Raw genomic sequence first — 22026 nt, 5'->3', positions numbered from 1 at the left:
TGTTAAAATCTCTGCCTTTTCATGTTGCTCTTTATTTTCTAAAAACAATTTCAACAATATCACATTTCGGATATATCACTGTTCCGCGTTTTGTGTTTTTCCATTCTGCTCCGCAAACCTCTTTTACATCATGAACATTTACCAAAAGATATGTAATTTCTTCATTTTCCCCTGAACTGCACAGAACAATTTTTTCATCCTTATATCTGGCAGTAATATCCAGAACCTCATTTCCTTTTTCATCTGGAACAATACATTCCGCAATCTTGTCTTCTTCTAGTGGATATACCAGAATCTGTAACTGTTCCGGGTAATGATATGTTGCCGTTTTTTCATTATTACCAATTGGAAGAAGCGTGTTCTCACGGACAAACAACGGCAGAGAATCAAATCCATACACTTCTGTATACCAGCGTCCACCTTCTTTTTCTTCTCCGCTGAGCAAATGTGTCCATCTTCCCTTCGGAAGGTAATACTCACCAATACCCTCTTCATTGAAAATCGGTGCAACCAAAATCTGCTCCCCAAGCATATACTGTTGATCCAGATATCGCACTGCAGGGTCTTTTTCAAATTCCATGATCATTGGTCTCATAACAGGTATTCCAAATTTATTTGACCGTACAGCCGCTTCGTAGATATACGGCATCAGACGAAGTTTTAATTTTGTAAACTTCCGACACACCTCAACTGCCTCTTCATCGAACGTCCACGGAACCCGGTAACTCTTGGAACCATGCAGTCTGCTGTGAGTAGATAAAATTCCAAACTGCAGCCATCTTTTATATACCGTAGGATTGGCAGCTTCTTCAAATCCCCCAATATCGTGACTCCAATAAGAAAATCCCGAAAGAGTAAGAGAAAGGCCTCCTCTTAAAGATTCTGCCATTGACTCAAATGTACCTGTGCAGTCACCACCCCAGTGAACCGGGAATTGCTGTCCGCCTGCTGTCGCACTTCTCGCAAACACAACTGCATCTTTCTCGCCACGTTCTCTTTTTAAAAGCTCAAATACTGCCCGATTATACAAAAATGTATAATAATTATGCATTCCCCATGGATTGCTTTCATCATGATACTCTACGTCTATCGGAATTCGTTCTCCAAAATCTGTTTTAAAGCAGTCTACTCCCATATCAAGCAATATTTTTAATTTACTTTGATACCATTTTACAGCTTCCGGATTCGTAAAATCCACGATTGCCATTCCCGGCTGCCAGTTGTCTACCTGCTTGATTCCGAACCCATCTTTTCTTAAAAGAAAATATCCTTTTTCTTTTCCCTCTGCAAATAGTGTAGAATTCTGAGCAATATACGGATTGATCCATACACAGATTTTCAGTCCTCTTTCTTTATAACGTTTCAGCATTTCTGCCGGTTCCGGAAAAATTTTATTGTTCCATTCAAAATCGCACCAGTGTAATGCTTTCATCCAAAAACAGTCAAAATGAAACACTTCCAGCGGAAGATCTCTTTTTTCCATTCCTTCAATAAACTCTGTTGCTGTCTTTTCATCATAGTCTGTTGTAAATGAAGTACTCAGCCACAAACCGAAAGACCACGCTGGAAGAAGTGCCGGTTTTCCTGTCATATCCGTATAATTCCGAATAATTTCTTTCATATCATCCCCGCCGATTACATAATAGCGAAGTTCTTCTCCTTTTACCGAAAACCCTACATATTCTACTTTCTCACTGGCAACTTCAAATGAAACATTGGAAGTATGATCAACAAAAACGCCATAACCTCTGTTGGTGATATAAAATGGAATATTTTTATAGCTGATCTGCGAAGCTGTTCCTCCATCTTCATTCCAGCAGTCAATCTGCTGTCCGTTCTTAACAAATGCTGTAAAACGTTCTCCCAATCCATATACGTTCGTTCCTGCTGTTAGAAGCAACTCATTTAACATATACGGTTCCCCGGTTTCTGCCATATACTTTTCTTCTGGATATTTTGTTGCATACCCTCTGTTGTAGCGCATATAACCGACATTTTTAAAAGCTGCACCGGTAAGAAGTTTCCCGTTTCTCTCAAATCGGATATAAAATTCTTTCAGTCCTACCCGAACCGTCATTTTTCCATTTTTTAATACAGCTTCCTCCTCAGAAATTATAACTTCCGCTTCCTGATGTTCCAGAAAAAGTTCAAATCGTGGCTCTCTGTTTTTATACCCTAGAAAATGTGTGTATGTCACCTGAATCCGATCTTTTCCGGCTGCAGTAAATTCCATTACCATTGTACCGACATCCAGTTCATCCGCTCTTCCCAGGATTGGTTTAAACGTTGCAATCACACGCATACCAGCCGCTATTTTTTCTGCATAACCGGCCTGCACAGCATACAAAGCATTGGCTCTTTCATTTTTTTCCCAATATCCTTCTGTAAATTTCATACTCACAGCCTTTCTTAACAAACAACTGCTTTTGCGTAAAATCCCCGTGTTTTTCCATCAATATAATCATCTTCTGAAATGCTGACTATATCAGAAAGTCGAATATCTTCGCAAGAAGCTCCTACCAGAAGTTCAATTTCACCCTTTTCTACTTTCCACTTCATTTCTTCGTCAAGGAAGGCGAATTGTGACACCTTTATTTCAAATACAACTTTCTTCTTTTCCCCTTTTTTCAGGAATATTCTTACAAAGCCTGCCAGTTCCTTTGTTGGTCTTACCATTGATGCAACCTTGTCTGAAAAATATAATTGTGCGACTTCCGCGCCATCATATTCTCCTGTGTTTTTCACTGTAAAAGTAACTTTCACTGTATCATCCGGATTTATGTTTTTCTTATCCGTCTGCAAATCTGAATAGGTAAATTCTGTATAACTTAGACCGTGTCCAAAATAATACAGCGGTTCTGCCGTATCATTGATATAACCATTTTTATTGCGAATCATCCCTGTATGTCCGGCTGATACATATCCGCTTCCTCTTGGAAGACCATAGTATACTGGAAGCTGTCCTACATTTCTTGCTACTGTAACCGGAAGGTGTCCTGATGGTGACTGTTCACCAAACAATACCTTGCACAGTGCCTGACTGCCATATTCTCCCGGCTGCCATACTTCCATAATCGCATCAAAATGTGATGCCACAAATTCATTTGAAAGCGGTCTGCCATCATAATGAAGAACCACTGTCTTTTTATGCAGATCATAAACCCTTCTTGCAAATTCTTCCTGTCGTCCCGGCAGATCAATATCCGTAGAATCTATACCTTCTCCAACCGTTGAAGTTACGCCCCATCCATTTTTTCCACCAATAGTCAAAAGAATCACATCTGCCCCTGCTGCCACCTGTAGTGCTTCTTCCATGCCACCTGTATTGTCTCCAGAGCAGTTAATTCCCTGTGCATAAACCACTTCCGCTTCTGGAAGATATTCCTTCAATGCTGCACATAATGTTCTCGAGTTTGGAAATTCCTTTTGAATCTTACGATTTACCCGTGGTGATACTTCTCGAATCTCACCTTTATATTTCTGTTCAACATCATAAATAATCAGTCCGGGCTCTTCAAATTCCTGCCCATCTTCTTCTCTCGACATGGTCATATCAAGTACAGCCGGATAAGAAAATGTACCAAAAAGACTTCGAATATTATCCGCATGAGGCCCTATTACCGCGATTTTCTTAATTTTCTTAGAAAGTGGAAGTGTTTTATTTTCATTTTTAAGCAGTGTAAAACTTTCTGCTGCAATTTTTTCATTCAGTTCATCTGCTGATTTAAGATGAAGATATTTTTTCAGCTTTTCAAGATTCGGATAAGGATTCTCAAATAAACCAAGTTCAAATTTCTGTGTCAAAACACGCCGTACTGCCTGATCTATTATATCCATAGAGAGTCTACCGCTTTCAATCGACTCTTTCATTTTATAGCTGAATCCTTTTGATCTTGGATACTCTACATCTAATCCAGCCTGGATTGCACGAATTCCGGCCTCTTCAAAATTCTCAGCGACAGCAAACGGATCCACCAGGCGGTCAAGTGACAAATAATCAGAAACCACAAAACCCTGAAATCCCATTTCTCCACGCAGAATATCTGTCAACATCTTCTTTGATCCCACAACCGGTTCTCCATTCACTGAGCAATAGGAATTCATTACACTTTTCAGTCCTGCTTCCGTGATCGCGCATTGAAACGGCTTACAGTGTATCTCCCGCATATCTCTTTCTGAAACAATATTACGCCCCATATTAAGACCGCCCTCTGTGATACCGTGACCTGCAAAATGTTTTGCAGTCGCCAAAACCCCTTCTTTCAGCTCATCTCCCTGAATTCCTTTTACAAAGGCAGATGCCATGGCTGATGTAAGTGCTGCATCTTCCCCGTATGTCTCAGTAATACGTCCCCATCTCGGATCTCTTGTAATATCCACTACCGGTGAAAGTGCCTGTCTGAACCCAACATAATACATTTGTTTGCGAATAATATCTGTCATTTCGCCAACCACTTCCGTATCAAACGTTGACGCCTGCGCTATTGCACTCGGAAATACATCCGCCTCCGTAAACTGTGCCCCAGCACTCGCCTCACAGTGAATCAGTGCCGGTATTCCAAGACGTGTATGATTTACCAGATATTTCTGCAACTTATCCGCATATTCCACAATTGGCTCTACCGTATCTGCTACTGTAAATGCACCTACATTTCCAATGCCATTCGGTATATAATTTTCAAACTCCGGAATATCATCAGCAATAGTTACCAGACATGTAATCTGGTCAATTTTCTCTTCAAAAGTCATTCTGTCCAGCAGATCCTCCACTCTCTCTTCTACGGGAAGATCTTTATTCCTGTATTTTTCCATAGTAGTCCCCTTTACAGCACTCCCCTTGCCTTTTGTGCCATCACATCTAACAAGGGGAGAATTTCATTCTTTATTATTTACTTAAATAATCTGCTACATTATCTTTTGTTACAATTTTAAATGGAATATTGACATCTTCGATATCTGCCGGATCTGTTCCTTTTTTCAGTTTTTCAAAAATATCTGCTCCTGCTTCTGCCTGTGCCTTTGCATCCTGAAGTGCAGTCATTGTCATTTCTCCATCCTGAATTGACTGCAGAGCATCATCACTTCCGTCAATTCCAAGTACCTGAATACTGTCAAGTTTTCCTGCTGATTTAAGCGCCTCTACAACACCAAGTGCTCCATCATCGTTTTGGCATACAATTGCATCAATCTTGTCATAAGAAAGAAGACTGTCTTCTGCAGTACTCATACCAAGGTCTTTTGAATTTTCTACGTTATATTCATCAAGGATTTTGATATTTGGATTTTTCTTAAGTGCTTCTTCCAGTCCTTTTTTACGATCGACATACTGCTGATCATTTGGTGCACCGGTAAAATACAAGATTGAAGCTCCATCCGGGAATGCATCACACAGATACTCACCCTGTGCTTTTCCTGCATCTTCATTTGGCGAACCCACATAAATATATCCGTCATAGTCGTCTCCACCAGATACAGAAGTAAGGAATGATACATACGGAAGTCCTGCATCTTTTGCTGCCTCAAGTGCCGGAATTGAACCGTCAAGGTCATTACTGATTGCAGATACAACATTTGCATTCTGCACAATAAAATCATCGATCTGTCCGTTCTGAACATTTGTATCACCGCCTGCATCTGTTACTGTGATTGAAATTCCTTTTGCTTCTGTGGCATCTTTCAGATAAGATCTGAACTTTGCACAATAGTTATATGTATCACTGTTATTTGCAAATCCTACCAGATAATCGCTTTTCCCTTTTGAAGAACTACTGCTGTCCTTTGTATCATCTGCTGTTCCACAGCCGACCACCATTGTTGCACACATTGCTGTTACCATTAAAATTGAAAGTAATCTCTTTTTCATTTTCCTTCTCCTTTTACTTATTTACTCTTTTTGTTTTCTTTTGTCTTAATATCGATAATAACTGCGATTGCAATTAAAAGACCTTTTACAATTAACTGATACTGTGTTGATACATGAAGCAGGTTCAGAATGTTGTTGATAAGACCTACAATAATTGAACCGATCAGCGCTCCTGTAACCGTTCCGATTCCACCAAGGAAACTGGTTCCACCAACAATAACTGCAGTGATCGCATCAAATTCATATCCCTCACCAACAGACGGCATACCTGCCATCAGTCTTGCCATCAGTACTACACCCGCAAGTCCTGTAAGTGCACCACTAAGTGTAAAGATCAGACGTTTCATTCTGTTTGTATTGATTCCGGATGCAATTGTTGCCTGCTCATTTCCACCGATCGCATAAATATAAGTTCCAAACTTTGTTGATTTCATCAGAACAGCGATCACAATTACAGAAAGGAGCATAATGAGAACCGGAACCGGAATCCCCAAAATAGAGCCATGTCCTAAAAATCTCGCTTTGTTCACACCCCCAATTGTCTGACCGTTGGTGTATATCTGAACAATACCCTTTAATACATAAGTCATTGCCAGTGTTGCAATAAATGGCTGAAGCTTATAATAGGTGATCAGAAAACCATTAATCCATCCACATACGCATCCAATTACAATTCCTACTAGAAGAGCCAGTGATAAATGTCCTGTTGATGCAAGAACTCCGGCCGATACACAGGCTGATGTCGTACACAGGAAACCTGCTGACAAATCAATCATTCCTGATACGATCAGCATTGTTTCACCACATGCTATAATTGTTACAACTGAAATCTGTTTTAAAATATTGAGCAGGTTCTGAGGTTTCAGAAAGTTGTGATTGATCACTGCCGATGCAACAAACAGAATGATCATAATAATTACGATTCCGTACTTTCTGTAAAGCTCACCTGAAGATAATGCTTTTTTCTTATTCATCGCCTTTTGCCTCCACTATCATCTTCATAATCTTATTTTGTGAAATTTCATTCCGATCCAGAATTCCAAGCATTTTTCCTCCGCCGACAACACCAACTCTGTGACTCATTGACAGTACTTCCGGCATATCAGATGAAATCAGGATGATTGCCAGTCCCTGTTCTGCAAATTCTGTTATCAGAGAATATATTTCCTGCTTTGCACCTACATCAATTCCTCTGGTAGGTTCATCCAGGATCAGAAGTTTGATATTTCTTACCAGCCATTTTGCAAGTACTACTTTCTGCTGGTTTCCACCACTTAAATTTCCAACCAATGTATTTGCATCTGGTGCTTTTACAGATAATCTTTTACAGATTTTTGCAACTTTCTGCTGTACTTTTTTCTTATCCCAAATGCCACCTTTTGCAAATAAATCTCCATTTGGAAGAATGATATTATCACTGATTGATCTGACACCGACAAATCCATAAGTTCTTCTGTCCTCTGTTACCATTGCGATTCCATTTTGGATTGCATCTTTTACAGATCGAATTTTTATCGGCTTTCCATCCAGGATGATTTCCCCTTCATTTGCCCTTGCAAGCCCAAAAAGAGTTTCAACAATCTCGCTTCGTCCTGCACCTACCATTCCTGCCAAACCAAAGATTTCTCCTTTATGAACCTGAAAAGATACTTTCTGAAACACATCCTTTCTTCCTAAATTCTTTACTTCAAGGCGAATGTCTTTTCCGATTTGCGGTATCGGAGGGTAAATATCCTTGATATCACGTCCCACCATCATTGCAATCAGTTTATCTGTATCTACATCTTTGATATCTCCAGATGCAATCCATTTTCCATCTCTTAATACAGTATAGCTGTCACACAGTTCAAAGACCTCTTCCAGTCGGTGTGATATGAAAATAAACGCAATTCCTTTTTGCTTTAATTCATTTACCTTACTAAAAAGAATCTCTGACTCTTTTGAGGTAAGTGCAGATGTAGGTTCATCCATGATGATCACTCTGCTGTCCCGCGATAAAGATTTCAGGATTTCTATCATCTGACGCTGTGCCACATTTAGATTTCCCATCTTTTCCCTCGGATTATAATCAAGTCCCATTTCATCAAGTAATCTCTGGGTTTCCTTTAGTCGTTCTGCTTTATTCACAAAGACTTTTCCTTTTTTCGGCTCACGTCCCAGAAACAGATTTTCTGCAATGCTTAATTCTGAAACATAGTTCAATTCCTGCGCTACAATAGAAATTCCATATTTAAATGCATCCTTTTCACATTTCATATGAATCTCTTCACCTTTGCAGATTACGGATCCACCGTAGTTTGAATAAGTACCGGACAGTATCTTCATTAAGGTCGATTTTCCAGCTCCATTTTCTCCTACAAGTGCATGAACTTCAGAAGCCCGTATCTTCATATTTACATTATCCAGAGCAACTACACCAGGAAACTCTTTCCGAATATTCTTGAGTTCGATAATTGTTTCCTTCTCCACTTTTCCTCCTCCTTTGTGTTAAATCGTTTAACTTGTTTTTATTCTTGCCTATCGTTTTCGACATGGTCATCATACCATTTTCACAAACAAATATCAATATTCCATTGCTATTTTATGCATTTTCGTTGTTAATGCACAAATCAAAACGCTTCAACAAAATGTTGAAGCGTTTTGATTTAGATAGTTTTATATGGTTTAGATTTTTAAATAACGGTAACCGGCGGAATCGACTTTGTACTTCCTCTTACCAACAGCCTTGGTGTATACAAAATTTCTTCTCTTTCTTTCAGTTTTTCTTTATTATCAATCAGCTCAACTACTTTTTCGCCCAGTTTTTTCCCCATTTCAATAACAGGAACCCCTATTGTTGTCAGCGGAACCTGCATCACATCCGCAAACGGAACATTATCAAATCCAATAATTGAAATATCTTCCGGAATTGAAACACCATACAGTCTTGCAGCTCGATAAATTCCAAATGCCATTTCATCATTCATCGAAAAAATCGCTGTTACTTTCTGTCCCAGTATATACGAAAACGCCTCATAACCGCTTTCCATCGTGTAATCTCCAAAGTACACTAAGTCCGGATCATATGAAATTCCACTTTCCTCCAGTGCCTTTTTATATCCATTCAGGCGCTGCATCGTAACATGAAAACTTTGTTTTCCAGCCACGCATCCAATTCTTCTGTGTCCGCATTCTATCAGATGTCTGGTTGCCATATAACCGCCCTTTTCATAATCGAATAAAATATCTACCCCTGGACAGTCAAACCCATATTTTTCCATTGTAATGACCGGAATACTAAGATTTCTCATCGCATTTTTCAAAAAATCAGGTTTTTCCATATCATTCATTTCCATTGATTTTGACCAGATTAGTGCTCCGATATTATCCGCAGCAATATCACGGATAATATCTGTATCGATAGTCTGACCGTCTTCTATAATGTGACATACCAGAGAATATCCGTTTTTTTCAAGCACTCCGTTAATCGCCATGAAAAGCGAAGAAATATGCGTATTTCTCAAATCATTGAAAACAATGCCTATCAGACGGCTTTTCTTATTTGCAAGACTGACCGCTGCATTATTCGGACGATAATTATGTTTTTTGGCGATTTCCCGCACTTTCTTTTTTGTATTTTCCGAAACCCGTGACGGCTTATCTGACAATGCCATGGATACCGTTGCCACCGATACACCGCACTCTTTTGCAATATCTTTAATTGTAATTCCCATATTTTCTATTCCGTTCCAGTTATTTTTCTGCCCTCTTCATTTCCCACTCGTATTTTATTTATGCATCCGATCTCGCATAAGAATTCTTCATCTGATTGCTCAGTTCGTACAAAACCTTAGACAGTGTATCCGAAGTTTCCTTCTTCACCATCTTCGCAATCTCCCGGTTCGCTTCCCGTTTGATCTGCATACGCTTTGCTATATCACTTTCTTTCGTAAGATCGTCATCATACCGGTTTATGATCTGATGTGCCTTTGCCATCACATGTTCCTGGTAACGCTCAATATGGAAAATAGACTTTTTATAAGAAGCATCTGCCATCGCAGCGATCATTCTGCTTGACCAGTAGAAGTTCTCTGTTGAAACTTCCCCTGTCGTATTTGCAAAATATTCCGGTGTTTCATCAATATCTGCATAGAATGGAGCCATTACATTAAATGCATTTGATGCAAATGCCACCCATTCAATTGCGCGGGAATCTTCCGGCTGATCCGGTCTCATCTGGATCAAAGACATAAAATCATTTCGATTGATACCAATGGAACGATAAGCACCATTCATTGATTTGTCCCCGTAAGCTCCATACGGATCATAAGGTGTTCCCTGATAATGTGAAGACAGAACATATTTTACATCTTCTACTGTAACCTTCTTTTCCGGAACCATACACCACGGAATATCATCGGATACTGGTGTATAATCTGCATCCGGTCCGTCCCAGCTGTATGAATTTGGATTCAGGTAACGTTCCATAAACCAGGCTCTCGGTGTATTGTATACATGATCCGAGTCATCATGGCTTCCAAAAGCATCTCTTGGATTTAAGGTTCCATCCATGGACGGGTTCAGATGATATTTCTCAATGAATTCCTTCATATCCGGAGAACACATATAATTTTTCTGCTCACCAAGTGCATCTTCCAGATCAAATTCATCCATTCCAAGCTGGTTCGGCATCACCACATAAACCTCATCCGGCACTTTTCTGGCAATCCAGTGATGTCCACCGATTGTTTCCAGCCACCAGATCTCATTTACATCCTCGAATGCAATTCCATTCATCTCATAAGTACCGTATTTCTCGAGAATACTTCCAAGTCTCTGCACGCCTTCTCTTGCGCTGTGGATATAAGGAAGCACGATATATACAATGTCCTCTTCCCCGATTCCACCTGCAATTTCTTCCTGGTCGTCTGACTTCGGCTGATATGTAACCAGCGGATCCGCTCCAAGCACACGTGGATTGGATGTGATCGTTTCGGTTGCCGTCATTCCTACCTGCGCTTCATTTACCCCACTTGCCGCCCAGATTCCTTCCCCCTTGACTGCGTTCGGCATGGCGGTATAACGCATCGGATTCTCTGGTAATTCTATTTTCACATGCGAAATCACCGATTCATATACCTTCGGCTGATCTTCCGGATGGATCACCACAAATTTTTTCGGCATATAAGCGCCTGACGGTGAATCATCATTCCTTGCGATCATCGTGGAGCCGTCATACGATGCCTTTTTTCCAACCAGTATTGTTGTACAAGCCATTTTATCTTCCTCCTGTTATCTCCTGACAAAATCTTTTCGTCTAAGTGAAATTATAGAATCATTCCTTCTTTTTTTCAACCACCAGACAATTTGTATATATTTTAAATTTTTCGTGGACGAATTCGTAAAAACAAGGTAAAGTAATTTTATAAACTTTACACTTTACTTGAGAGGGATTTCCTTATGAATAATGACAAGGATAATGCAACTTTATATGCTGAGCTGGAAGCCGAACGTTTTATGACAGATCAGATTTCCCTGCTTCATGAAGCAGAGGATCTGGCTGACGGTATCAATTTTATGCTCAAATCAATCGGAGAATTTACAGACGCCGACCGTGCTTATGTATTTGAAACCAGTGAAAATCATACTTCTACCAATACTTATGAGTGGTGCGCCGCAGGAGTCACCCCGCAGATCCGGAATCTGCATGATATTCCTTTTGAAAGCATGCCAAAATGGATCGAGGTTTTTCTTCATGGTGAAAATATTCTGATTGAAGATCTGGAGGCTTACCGTGAATCTATGCCTCTGGAATATGAACTGTTAAAAGTTCAGAACGTTTCTACCCTGATCGCCTTTCCTATTTCTGTACACGAAAAGCTGATGGGTTTCGTTGGCGTAGATAATCCGGATATGGAGAAATCCAGCCTGATCCACCGCCTGCTGTCCCTTCTTGGAAAATATGTCGGAACCATGATCAAAGATCATAAGAATGAGCAGATGCGCCTGGAGGTTGTTGCTTCCAAATCCCGTCTGGATTATCAGCTGGAGATGGACGAAATTCTTCGTGGCGCACAGATCGGTATCTGGACGCTTGAGATGGATGGCGTTAAGGCTCCCCGGCTGCACCCAAATCCTACAATGTGTACTCTTCTTGGTGTGTCACAAGAGATGTCTCCTGAAGAAGTTTATCAGTTCTGGTATCACCGGATTCCTCCCAAATATGTAACCCCGGTGCTTGATTATGTGCAGAAGGTCATTCACGAAAGTTATTCAGAAATCACATACCCATGGAATCATCCGTTACTTGGACAGATCTGGATACGATGTGGCGGTATCCTCTATCCGGATTATCAGGGAAATGGAATATGCATCCGTGGATACCATCAGGATGTCACCCGTAATATCGAAAATGAACGTAAATATCAGAACCTGACCGCTGCAACCAGTCAGATTTATCATGCAATTTACCATATCGATCTGATTCAAGACCGGATTGAAAAGCTTGCCGGTGCCAACCAGAACTATACACCGACCGGAGTTGTCACTTCCGCCACTGCGCAGTTAAATGATATCCTTGAGAAAATGGTTGCACCGTCACATCACGAGATCATGCAGTATTTCTTTGATCTGACAACGGTAAATGACCGGTTGCACGGAAAGCTTTTTATAAGCCGGGAGTATCCATCTCCACAGGGGATCTGGCGCCGTGCCACCTTTATCGTCCAGAACCGCGACACTGATGACGATGTTACAGAAATTCTTTATGTAACCCAGATCATCGATGATTACAAGCAGAAAGAACTGGCTTACCAGCAGGAGCTGGTTAAGGCGGTCGAATCCGCAAATCAGGCAAATACAGCCAAGACCGACTTCCTCAACCGGATGTCACATGATATCCGCACCCCTCTTAACGGAATTCTTGGAATGCTTGATATTGCACAGAAAAATGAAACAAATCCCAAAGCACTGCTGGAGTGTCATGAGAAAATGCGTACTGCTGCTTTTCACTTAAAAGCTCTTGTCAACGATGTCCTGGATATGCAGCGGATGGAAACAGACCGATTCTTCCTTGAACAGATACCATTCGACATCCGCGAGATCCTTGACAATTGCTGGAGTATGCTGGAGGCACAGGCTTCCCGGCTTGATATCACTCTGAAAAAAATAAAACCGGGCAGTTTAAAATATCCTTATCTGATCGGAAGTCCATTACATATCCGTCAGATTTTCATGAATCTTTTAAGCAATGCAATTAAATACAATAAGCCCGGTGGTTCGATCTCTGTACACGCAAAGATCATCAGGCAGGTACATCAGAATGTTATTTACAAATTTATAATTTCTGATACCGGTATCGGTATCAGTCCGGAATTTCAGAAGCATATTTTTGAACCTTTTGCACAGGAAGATACCGGTGCCCGGACGATTTACAAAGGGACCGGGCTCGGTATGGCGATCGTTCACAGACTGGTACAGGAAATGGGCGGTACGATCCAGTTGAAAAGTGAAAAAAATGTCGGCTCAACTTTTACTCTGATCCTGCCATTTACCATTGACGAGCATCAACCTTCCGCCTCTGCGGAAATTGCCACTGATACTCCCGCAGATCTTACGGATCTTCATATTCTTGTTGTAGAGGATAATGAACTGAACCTTGAGATTGCTGTTTTCTCTCTGGAAGCCGCAGGACTTAATGTATCCACAGCCATCAACGGACTGGAAGCCGTCCGGCTTTTTGAAAAATCAAAGCCATATGAATACGACATCATTCTTATGGATATTATGATGCCGGTTATGAATGGTCTGGATGCCGCAAAGGCGATCCGCGGACTTTCCCGCCCTGATGCCACAACGGTTCCAATCATTGCCCTCAGCGCCAATGCTTTTGCGGAAGATATCCAGAAGTCAAAGAATGCCGGAATCAATGAGCATCTCGCAAAGCCACTGGAAATGGATAAGGTGTTGAAAGTGATTGCATCATATTGCAAGTAGCAGAAAGAAACAGATACTCGCTATGTATTGCATATTTTTCAGAGTTTCTGTTTTATAAAAAATCGGATTATCAGGCGATCTGTCATTTCCCCGATAATCCGATTTTTATTTTACTTACATCTCAAATGCTTTCTTTATACTGTCATAATGCAGAAACTTTCCTTCTGCCGCAAATGCCTTAATTTCATCTAATGTTGCAAACATATAACCATCTGTCTCTGCCGCCTGAAGATGGAGATCTTTTTCATCAATATCCATCACAAAACGATACACATCTACGAAATAATTATCTCCTTCCCCCGGATTCTCTCTCTTGTAAGTGAAAAGATAACCTCCGTCTGCCCGGCTTACATCCAGTCCTGTTTCTTCTCTGACTTCTCTTAATACAGCATCGTAAGACGCTTCTCCCGCCTGCGCAGCACCGCCGGATACCTCCCACCAGCCCGGTGCCCAGGCTTTCGTCATTACCCTTTTAGTGATCAGAAATTCCCCGTCCGGTCTTGCTACAACGCCAAGAACAGTAAGGTGATACTCCCCGTTCTTCAGACACCAGTCATTGCGCTTCATCGTTCTTCCTGTTGGTTTCTTATCTGCATCATAAATATCCCATAATTCCATTGTCTGCATCTCCTGTTCTTCTTGTCTGTAGTTTCTTATGTCATTATAATATGTCTTTCAGAACTTCACAATCCTTTATCGTCAGTTTCTCTCTGCCTTCCAGTTTTTCCTTACACTCCTTCTCTCTGTAAATCCTACAATATCTTTCAGCAGTATAATCAGTTCAAATCCGCTCCGGTACGGATAATCTCTTCCCCAGATATGCACTATCCCCTGAAAAGATGCGAACTCCCGTCCCATTACTTTTAACCAGAAAACAGCTGCATGCTCCGATTTTTTTACCAGCTCCAGTTCCTTTCCCGCTTCAAGATACCGTCTTCTTTTCTGATTTCTTCTGACCTGTGCTTTCCTCAGTAATACGCCATTCTGCTCGCAAGTTTCATCCAGATACAGCAAAAGCCCGTCAAATCCTGTGAAATTGATCTGTGCATCCTCTCTTTTGGCATCCTTCCAGTACAGAATATTTCCAGACGGAATCCTCCCTTTTTCCCAGTACATCCGGATAAAGAAAAGCTCCCCGATATGTCTGTTATCATCCAGCGACCGGTCTTCTGTTTTTTCAGCAAATACTGTCTGCATTTTTATCCCCCCCATTTATATTTATCCTCTTCTTTTTTTCTTCCTTTTCCAGCACAAGATCACGCCTGCCACAAACAGATTCAGTCCGATCACAGCGTACCATCTCCGATACGTCTTCTCTCCTGTCCGGATTGGCTCCGCTCTCTCCGTCACCTCACAGCGTACGCCCCGCACCAGAAGCCGTTTGGTATTGATACCGTAAGGCGTACATGTCAGTAATGTGCAGTAATCCTTCTCCTTATCCAGGGCAAGCAGTCCCGTTTCCTCCGGTTCTACAATATCGATCCGATCGATTTGATAGAAAATCGTCTGCCGGAGCACTGTAATTGTAAAATAGTCTCCCACCTTCAGCTTGTCCAGATCCGAGAAAAGTTTCGCCCCCGGCAGTCCTCTGTGGGAAGAAAGCACCGCATGTGTTCCCTTTCCGCCTATCGGGAAACTGCTTCCTTCCACATGTCCTGCGCCATTGCAGATTGCAAAATCACCCGTTCCATGGTAAATCGGAAGTTTCAACCGGATTTCCGGAATTTCCAGATATCCCATCACACCGTCAGATGTCATATTCAAAAGTGCTCCATAACTATCAGCATTTTTGTCATTCGGCACCGGGTTATTCTGTTCCAGAAGCATCACATTATACGCTCTTGTCTGTGCGATCATTTCCTCTTCCTTCCTGGCATCCAGCTTCTCCACTGACCTTTCATATCCATCTACCACCCTGCTTTGCCGATTGGCATTCCAGATCTTTCCGACTTTTGGATAGAGCATGACCGCGATTCCCACAAGAAGGATTCCTGTCCATATAAAAAAGAAAAGTCTTCCCCTTCGTTTCGGCTCATTCACTATCATACAATTCGTTTTCGTCTTTTTGTATTCAACAGGACAACTCCTGCAACAATTGCAATCAGTACTCCACTGACCGTAAAGATCATTTCACCTGTTCCACCTGTCCCCGGAAGAAGTTTTCCTGATTTATTTACAACAACTTTTACCTTTGCTGCAAAATCTGCATTTGTATAAGTTACCTTTGTCTCAGTCTCGCTTTCTGTAACATTTCCGTTTTCATCAAGATATGTGCTAGCGTCCGTCCTTGTCGCCCTGATCTTTTCGGCACTTACCAGAAATGACTCCGTCAGCTTGTTATATCCTTCTGGTGCTTTTGTTTCTGTAACTCTGTAATCACCCATCTTCAGACCTTTGATCACCACAGCTCCATCACTTCCGGCTTTCACCTTTCCGGTTCCGGTCTGTCCGCCTTTTACAGTATACACACCGCTTTCTTCTTCTGCCTGAACCGGGAACGGCACTTCAAATTCCACTCCGGTAAGTGCCTCTCCTTTTTCATTGACCTTCTGGATCACAACCGCATAGGTATCTGTTGTTGTAGAATCCTCTATCGAGCTTTTTCCCGGTTCCTCTGTCGTATAATTCCATGAAAATCTGGCACTGTTCTTATTTCCTTCACCGTCGATCACTGCTTTATCGTTTAACACAGCCGTATAATCAATGGTAATTTTTGCCCCGGTATCATAAAGATTTTTCCAGCCATTTTCTCCTTCATCCGCTGCCCAAGGGATCGTAACCGGGAAAGTTGTATTTTCAAACTGTTCCAGCGGTTCTTCTTCAATCATCACAGATGTGATCTTTGCTGCATCAAATCCGGTCGGAAGAGTATCTTCAATGATGAATTCCTTGATCTGCTTGTCTGCAACATAATTCGAGGTGTTGATCTGTAAACGGAAATGAACCGTTTCACCGATACTGACATTGTTTTCCTTTACCTGTTTACCATCGTCAAGTACAATACTTTTCCCTCCGGCATTCCCGTCATTCCCCGGAGTCCACTGCGGCTCCTTACTGTTTTTGTCCACGATCTGCGCGTCTTTTGCAACACTCGTTACCATGATCATACCGCCATCTTTTAAAGTGCTGGTGACATAATAATAGCCGTATGGAAGACCGGTGATTTTTAATATAGAGCCATCGGAAGTTTTACTGCATACTTCCTTTCCATTTTCTTTTATCCAGGCAATTGCCCCTTCAGAAAGTTGCTCTTTAGATCCAGCTTCATATGCATCCTCAGTCGCAGTTATATTTCCTGCTGAATCCTTTTTAAAATAAGGATTTTCAGAAATATCTTTTTTTGTATATGCTACCGAAGTCCCTTCCGCATTCACTTTTGCATCAAATATCTTATAAATTGTATAATGAATCCCTTTTGATGCATTCTCAATCGTAATACTGCCATTACCTCCTGCCCCCGATACACTTTCCTGTGCAAATGCCGTCATCGACATCCCCACGATCGTTACTGCCATTACCAAAACGGATAACAGCCGTCTCAATTGTCTCATTCTTTTTCCTCTCTTTCTTTTTATTTTCAGATCCTTTCCTCATTTTACACATCCATGCAACCGATTTCCGTTTCTTTTCCGTCCAGAAACCGTTTCTTTTTCATCCTTTTTTCGTTTCTTTTACAAAATCTTTTGAACCATTCATTTTTTATTCCTTTTACAGCAGACATTCACAATCAAAAAACTGTACAAAGAATGTGTAGTCCAATAAAATCTCTTCAAAAAAATCGGGAGGCTGTCTGATAACAGTCTCCCGATTTTTGCTATATTCCCCATTGTTCTTTTTGATTCAACAACGTTCCCAAAGTGTTTTCCGCCCAGCTGTAATTCGTCATATACACTCCTTTGAACAGTTTTTTATGTTTTTCCTCATCCTCCAGGTAGTCATACAGATCACACTCCACATGCTCTGTGCGGATACGGCTCTCCTGATTTACCCGGTGCAGGACTCTTTCGATTCCGTATGCATTTAACGTTCCCCGAAGCTCTTTTACCACTTTGCGGAATTTATCTTTTATTCTTTTTTCTGTACATTCATCCTCCCATAAATAACTGATCGCATCCCCCGTCGTCACAAATCCTCCTCTTCTGTCAACCAGAAGTGCCAACAGTTCTTTGGCTTTCTTACATGAAAAAGGAATCGTTTCCCCATCCACAAAAATATCAAAATAACCGAATGTGCGGATCACAATCCTTTTCCCTTCCATCTTTGTCAACTCACTGTACATTCTCTTTTCCCCCTTCATTTAATGAGAATCTTTATCATCATACACTATCCAAATGAGCAGACTCAACATTCCATGCCAAAACATTACTTTCGTAACTTTTCCACGCTATTCGATATTCCACTTTAACATTCTCTTCTTCTGAAATCTTTCATCTCTTTTCCATCTAATGCTGCATATTCCAGAACATCATCTGTGTTATATACAAGCTTTAATGAGAAAAACGGCTGCTCATTTTCAAGGAGTTCAAAAAAGATTCGATCCCCTTCCCACAATTCCAGGTCTCCGATTTTAGACTTTTCTACCCATTCCAGTTCTCCTTCATCACACGCAATCGGCGTTCCTGTAAAACCATCTGCCGTATAAAGTGACATATATTCTACTACATCTTCGCCATATACAAAGGTTACAATCCCACGATATCTCCAGGATGTCAGCGTGTATCCCGTCTCTTCCCACACCTCACGAAGAAGACATTCCTCCGGGCTTTCCCCTTTTTCAAAATGACCGCCTACTCCGATCCACTTGTCTTTATTGATATCATTTTCTTTGACAGTCCGGTGAAGCATCAGATATTTTCCATCCTGCTCAATATAACAAAGTGTGCTTAATTTTACCATTTTACGTTCCCTTTCATACACAAAATATTTTATGAAAATTATAATCTATCTTCTGGTATTTCTCAACTACCATGACCTGTCTTTTTCCACCATTCCTCCTTCTCTTTAATTGCAAATATTGTCCGCAAATAGTATAATGATGTTTAAAGATTGTGGGAATTGCGTAGCAATGGAGCAATCCGGTTACATCAGTAAGTGGCAAAATTCACTTTTGACACTCACATCGTATAATATCTTCAAATAGACCAAAATTGTAGATAAGGAGTCTCTGTTTTGACAAAAGAAAACTATAAAATAAGCAAAATCCAGATCGGATTTTACTATCTTCTGATGTTCCTGATACTTATCTGGTTTCTGGTAATACAATTCACAGGAATTAACAATCACAATGCCAGAATCCAATCCAGCGACATCACATATCGTGGTACTTTTACCTGGATTCACTCCGATGGAAGCAAAGAACAGATTGCCGTCCCCGGACATTACAATGTTCCTGCAAAAGAGACTATGGTCATTACCACAACACTTCCTGAAAATTATACACAAAGTTCACTTGCTATACGTTCCTCTCTGCAGGATATCCGTTTCTATATTGACGGAGTGCTTCGCACTGAATACTCAACCAAAGACCATCGACTGACTGGGAAAAATTCTGCCAGCTGTTATGTTTTCTGTCCTACTTCAGCAGCAGATGCAGGAAAAGAACTCCGTATTGAGCTGACTACCAATACCTCTAACTATTCCGGTGTAGTCAATGAGATCTATTTCGGAGACAAGAGTGATATCTGGGAATATATTTTTGAATCTTACGGGCTTGAGACTATTATTGCTTTCTTTATCTTGTTCGCCGGTATCATTACCATCCTTTTCAGTATCGCACTCGGAATTGTCTATGACAGAAAATTCGATATGGAATATCTTGGATGGTGCATGACCATGGGAGCTGCATGGATGCTCGGCGAATCCAAGCTCAGACAGCTTATAGTTCCGAATCCATCTGCACTGGGGACTTTATGCTTTGTGATGATCATGCTCGTTCCGATCCCGGTACTTTTTTATGCAGATCTCATTCAGCAGGGGCGTTATAAAAAGCCTTACTTTTACCTTGGCTGTGCGGCATTTGGTAACTTTTTGATCTGTCTGGTTCTTCATCTGACTGGCATTGCTGATTTTATTGAAACTCTGCCGGGCGCCCACGTGATTCTTGCAGTCACCTTCTTTCTGGTTTTCCTGACTTTCTGTCTGGATATGCGAAAGAAAGAATACCGGAAAAACAAATTGGTGCTGATTGGCCTGATCATTGCAATGCTTGCCATCGCCATCGAATCCATTTCTACATATTTTGTAGTTTTGATTTCCGGTCTTTTTATTGGTGTCGGTATGTTGATCCTTCTTTTCATTAACATTATCCGTACAATAAAGAATGTGCATACCATTGAAATGCATCGTCAAAAAGAGGAGCTTTTGAAACGTAAACGGCAGATGGAAAAAATTTCCTTACAGATGATGCAGACTCTCTCTACAACCATTGAGGCCAAGGACGAATACACCAGAGGGCACTCCCATCGTGTTGCGGAATACTCTGCATTGATTGCGCAGGAAATGGGTTGGAATCGCTCTGAAATCGTCAATCTCCGACATGCAGCTCATCTGCATGATATCGGAAAAGTCGGCATCCCTGATATTATTTTAAACAAGCCATCCAGACTGACAAGCGAAGAGTACGCTATTATTAAGGAACATACAGTTATTGGTGCTGAGATTTTGAAAAATGTTTCGATCATCAATCATGTAACCGAAGTTGCCCGATCTCATCATGAGCGTTATGATGGCCATGGTTATCCGGACGGTCTAAAAGGTGAAGAAATTCCGATCCATGCGCGAATCGTTGCTGTTGCTGACAGCTATGACGCAATGAATTCCCGCCGTATTTACCGTAATTCTCTTCCAAAAGAAACAATTTATGAAGAAATACGCAAAAACAGAGGAACTCAGTTCGATCCGGAAATCGCAGATATTTTTCTCAGACTGATGGATGAGAATCGTCTGACGATCACAGATACTTATCTGGAAATTGATGACGAGCCAGCTCTTCCTGGCATGGAATTTGAAATCAGCAACTTCATTTCCAATGTTATGAATACGATGAAGAGCCAGGAGGAATCAGAAAATTTTGATCTTCTTACCGGACTCCCTATGCGAAATACCGGTCAGAAAATGATCGCACAGCTAATGCAGGAACACAATGGCTGTCTGATCTTTATGGATATGGATAATCTGAAAAAGATAAATGATATCTACGGTCATAAAGCCGGCGACCGTGCACTGAAAGCACTTGGAGCTCTCCTCTCCGAGCATATCGGAAATTCGGTTGGCTGCAGGTTTGGTGGCGATGAATTCCTTCTTTTTGTACCGGATGCCGGTAAAAATGAAATATCCGAGCTTATGGAAACTCTGTTTTCCCGCTTTGATTCTGAGAAGAAAAAAGATTTTGAGATCCGTGTTGCATCCATTTCTGCCGGACTTTGCATGTGTACCAAGGGAGATTCCTTTGACGAGTGTTCTTCCAAAGCAGATAAAGCACTCTATTATGTCAAGCAAAACGGAAAACACAATTTCTTTTTCTATCAACAGATGGACAATACCGTATTCCCGGTTTCCAGCGTAGCAAAAGATCTTTCCCTTGTGGCAAAAGCACTTCGCAACAGCGGAAACTATTCCGGAGCACTTAATCTTAATTACCGTGAATTTTCTAAGATTTATGAGTACATCAACCAACTTGGAGAACGACATAAATACCATTGTTTCCTGGTCATGGTCACAATGGAAACCGCTCCGGATTCTATGATGTATATTGAAAATATTGAACAGGCACTGGAATACATGGAGGAAGCGATCCGTCACAAGATCCGTAGGATTGACGTGTGTACACGGTATAGTGCCATGCAGTATCTGATCATTTTGTTTGAACCAGATGAAAGTCAGATTCCAAAAGTTATGGACCGTATTTTCATTCAGTATTATAAACTGTACGATAAACGGGATTTCATTCCGAAGTATGAATATCTTCCGGTGAATGAACACTCGGAGGAAACAAATCCTCAAAACACTTCAGATCACCTTAACCAAAATATCCATCCAGTATAGAAATTTTACTACCTGAGACAAGAGATCCCTGTACCCTTTCCGGCACAGGGATCTCTTTAATCTCTTTCAGTTCCATTCCAAGCTCTTTCATATACTGAATCATGTCCAAACAGGCATTCTACTTGATGTCATAATAGCGGTAGTGC

General features: G+C 41.1%; 16 protein-coding genes. 2 read left to right on the top strand and 14 right to left on the bottom strand.

All coding sequences use genetic code 11. From position 1 onward, the window contains the following. Window positions 1-31: 31 nt before the first annotated feature. From yicI to PGU50_RS06980, 7 genes are all read right to left on the bottom strand, one after another. Window positions 32-2395 (bottom strand): alpha-xylosidase, encoded by a 2364-nt coding sequence (gene yicI, locus PGU50_RS07010; protein ID WP_270246524.1) that lies wholly within the window; start codon window positions 2393-2395, stop codon window positions 32-34. Window positions 2396-2409: 14 nt separating this feature from the next. Further along, window positions 2410-4812, bottom strand: coding sequence for a glycoside hydrolase family 3 N-terminal domain-containing protein (locus PGU50_RS07005; RefSeq protein ID WP_270246523.1), 2403 nt, complete (start codon window positions 4810-4812; stop codon window positions 2410-2412). A 73-nt stretch (window positions 4813-4885) separates the two neighbouring features. Next, window positions 4886-5863: a sugar ABC transporter substrate-binding protein gene (locus PGU50_RS07000; RefSeq protein ID WP_117824425.1), complete on the bottom strand. Its 978-nt coding sequence runs from the start codon at window positions 5861-5863 to the stop codon at window positions 4886-4888. A gap of 17 nt (window positions 5864-5880) precedes the next feature. Further along, complete coding sequence (locus PGU50_RS06995) at window positions 5881-6837, bottom strand: ABC transporter permease (protein ID WP_270246521.1); 957 nt, start codon at window positions 6835-6837, stop codon at window positions 5881-5883. After that, complete coding sequence (locus tag PGU50_RS06990; RefSeq protein WP_117824424.1) at window positions 6830-8332, bottom strand: sugar ABC transporter ATP-binding protein; 1503 nt, start codon at window positions 8330-8332, stop codon at window positions 6830-6832. The genes PGU50_RS06995 and PGU50_RS06990 overlap by 8 nt, the downstream gene beginning before the upstream one ends. 203 nt (window positions 8333-8535) lie before the next feature. Next, window positions 8536-9576: a LacI family DNA-binding transcriptional regulator gene (locus tag PGU50_RS06985; protein ID WP_055155489.1), complete on the bottom strand. Its 1041-nt coding sequence runs from the start codon at window positions 9574-9576 to the stop codon at window positions 8536-8538. A gap of 58 nt (window positions 9577-9634) precedes the next feature. Next, on the bottom strand, window positions 9635-11119 hold the full coding sequence (locus tag PGU50_RS06980; RefSeq protein ID WP_117557277.1) for a C69 family dipeptidase: 1485 nt from the start codon (window positions 11117-11119) through the stop codon (window positions 9635-9637). A 183-nt stretch (window positions 11120-11302) separates the two neighbouring features. On the opposite strand from PGU50_RS06980, the gene PGU50_RS06975 reads away from it, so the two are divergent. After that, entirely contained in the window at window positions 11303-13837 is a 2535-nt protein-coding gene (locus tag PGU50_RS06975) for an ATP-binding protein (RefSeq protein ID WP_270246519.1), read from the top strand. A 114-nt stretch (window positions 13838-13951) separates the two neighbouring features. Here the strand turns inward: PGU50_RS06975 and PGU50_RS06970 are convergent, their stop codons facing one another. The 6 genes from PGU50_RS06970 to PGU50_RS06945 form a co-directional block, all read right to left on the bottom strand. Further along, window positions 13952-14455: an NUDIX hydrolase gene (locus tag PGU50_RS06970; protein WP_270246517.1), complete on the bottom strand. Its 504-nt coding sequence runs from the start codon at window positions 14453-14455 to the stop codon at window positions 13952-13954. An 81-nt stretch (window positions 14456-14536) separates the two neighbouring features. Then, a complete protein-coding gene (locus PGU50_RS06965) occupies window positions 14537-15034 on the bottom strand; it encodes a hypothetical protein (protein ID WP_117557271.1) in 498 nt (165 codons plus the stop codon). Window positions 15035-15055: 21 nt separating this feature from the next. Continuing rightward, window positions 15056-15883: a class C sortase gene (locus PGU50_RS06960; protein WP_270246516.1), complete on the bottom strand. Its 828-nt coding sequence runs from the start codon at window positions 15881-15883 to the stop codon at window positions 15056-15058. Next, window positions 15880-17388 carry a SpaA isopeptide-forming pilin-related protein gene (locus tag PGU50_RS06955; protein ID WP_270246515.1) on the bottom strand — a complete coding sequence of 503 codons (1509 nt, stop codon included), beginning with the start codon at window positions 17386-17388 and terminating at the stop codon, window positions 15880-15882. Before PGU50_RS06955 ends, PGU50_RS06960 begins: the two co-directional genes overlap by 4 nt. 263 nt (window positions 17389-17651) lie before the next feature. After that, window positions 17652-18116 carry a hypothetical protein gene (locus tag PGU50_RS06950; protein ID WP_270246513.1) on the bottom strand — a complete coding sequence of 155 codons (465 nt, stop codon included), beginning with the start codon at window positions 18114-18116 and terminating at the stop codon, window positions 17652-17654. 122 nt (window positions 18117-18238) lie between these two features. Continuing rightward, complete coding sequence (locus PGU50_RS06945; protein ID WP_270246512.1) at window positions 18239-18733, bottom strand: NUDIX hydrolase; 495 nt, start codon at window positions 18731-18733, stop codon at window positions 18239-18241. 273 nt (window positions 18734-19006) lie between these two features. Between PGU50_RS06945 and PGU50_RS06940 the strand changes: the two genes are divergently transcribed. After that, window positions 19007-21880 (top strand): HD domain-containing phosphohydrolase, encoded by a 2874-nt coding sequence (locus PGU50_RS06940; protein ID WP_270246511.1) that lies wholly within the window; start codon window positions 19007-19009, stop codon window positions 21878-21880. Here the strand turns inward: PGU50_RS06940 and PGU50_RS06935 are convergent. Further along, window positions 21855-21983: a hypothetical protein gene (locus PGU50_RS06935; RefSeq protein WP_270246510.1), complete on the bottom strand. Its 129-nt coding sequence runs from the start codon at window positions 21981-21983 to the stop codon at window positions 21855-21857. The genes PGU50_RS06940 and PGU50_RS06935 overlap by 26 nt on opposite strands. Window positions 21984-22026 lie beyond the last annotated feature (43 nt).

It is taken from the genome of Coprococcus sp. AM11-30B, assembly GCF_027674365.1.
Lineage (GTDB): Bacteria > Bacillota > Clostridia > Lachnospirales > Lachnospiraceae > Allocoprococcus > Allocoprococcus comes.
Note: the sequence above shows the minus strand (reverse complement) of the source record. Positions and strands in the feature narration are given on the sequence as shown.

What these genes read in the sequence shown, in the direction of transcription:
- yicI (WP_270246524.1), bottom strand. Translation starts at nt 2,395, where the DNA reads ATGAAATTTACAGAAGGATATTGGGAAAAAAATGAAAGAGCCAATGCT.
- PGU50_RS07005 (WP_270246523.1), bottom strand. Translation starts at nt 4,812, where the DNA reads ATGGAAAAATACAGGAATAAAGATCTTCCCGTAGAAGAGAGAGTGGAG.
- PGU50_RS07000 (WP_117824425.1), bottom strand. Translation starts at nt 5,863, where the DNA reads ATGAAAAAGAGATTACTTTCAATTTTAATGGTAACAGCAATGTGTGCA.
- PGU50_RS06995 (WP_270246521.1), bottom strand. Translation starts at nt 6,837, where the DNA reads ATGAATAAGAAAAAAGCATTATCTTCAGGTGAGCTTTACAGAAAGTAC.
- PGU50_RS06985 (WP_055155489.1), bottom strand. Translation starts at nt 9,576, where the DNA reads ATGGGAATTACAATTAAAGATATTGCAAAAGAGTGCGGTGTATCGGTG.
- PGU50_RS06980 (WP_117557277.1), bottom strand. Translation starts at nt 11,119, where the DNA reads ATGGCTTGTACAACAATACTGGTTGGAAAAAAGGCATCGTATGACGGC.
- PGU50_RS06975 (WP_270246519.1), top strand. Translation starts at nt 11,303, where the DNA reads ATGAATAATGACAAGGATAATGCAACTTTATATGCTGAGCTGGAAGCC.
- PGU50_RS06970 (WP_270246517.1), bottom strand. Translation starts at nt 14,455, where the DNA reads ATGGAATTATGGGATATTTATGATGCAGATAAGAAACCAACAGGAAGA.
- PGU50_RS06965 (WP_117557271.1), bottom strand. Translation starts at nt 15,034, where the DNA reads ATGCAGACAGTATTTGCTGAAAAAACAGAAGACCGGTCGCTGGATGAT.
- PGU50_RS06960 (WP_270246516.1), bottom strand. Translation starts at nt 15,883, where the DNA reads ATGATAGTGAATGAGCCGAAACGAAGGGGAAGACTTTTCTTTTTTATA.
- PGU50_RS06955 (WP_270246515.1), bottom strand. Translation starts at nt 17,388, where the DNA reads ATGAGACAATTGAGACGGCTGTTATCCGTTTTGGTAATGGCAGTAACG.
- PGU50_RS06950 (WP_270246513.1), bottom strand. Translation starts at nt 18,116, where the DNA reads ATGTACAGTGAGTTGACAAAGATGGAAGGGAAAAGGATTGTGATCCGC.
- PGU50_RS06945 (WP_270246512.1), bottom strand. Translation starts at nt 18,733, where the DNA reads ATGGTAAAATTAAGCACACTTTGTTATATTGAGCAGGATGGAAAATAT.
- PGU50_RS06935 (WP_270246510.1), bottom strand. Translation starts at nt 21,983, where the DNA reads ATGATTCAGTATATGAAAGAGCTTGGAATGGAACTGAAAGAGATTAAA.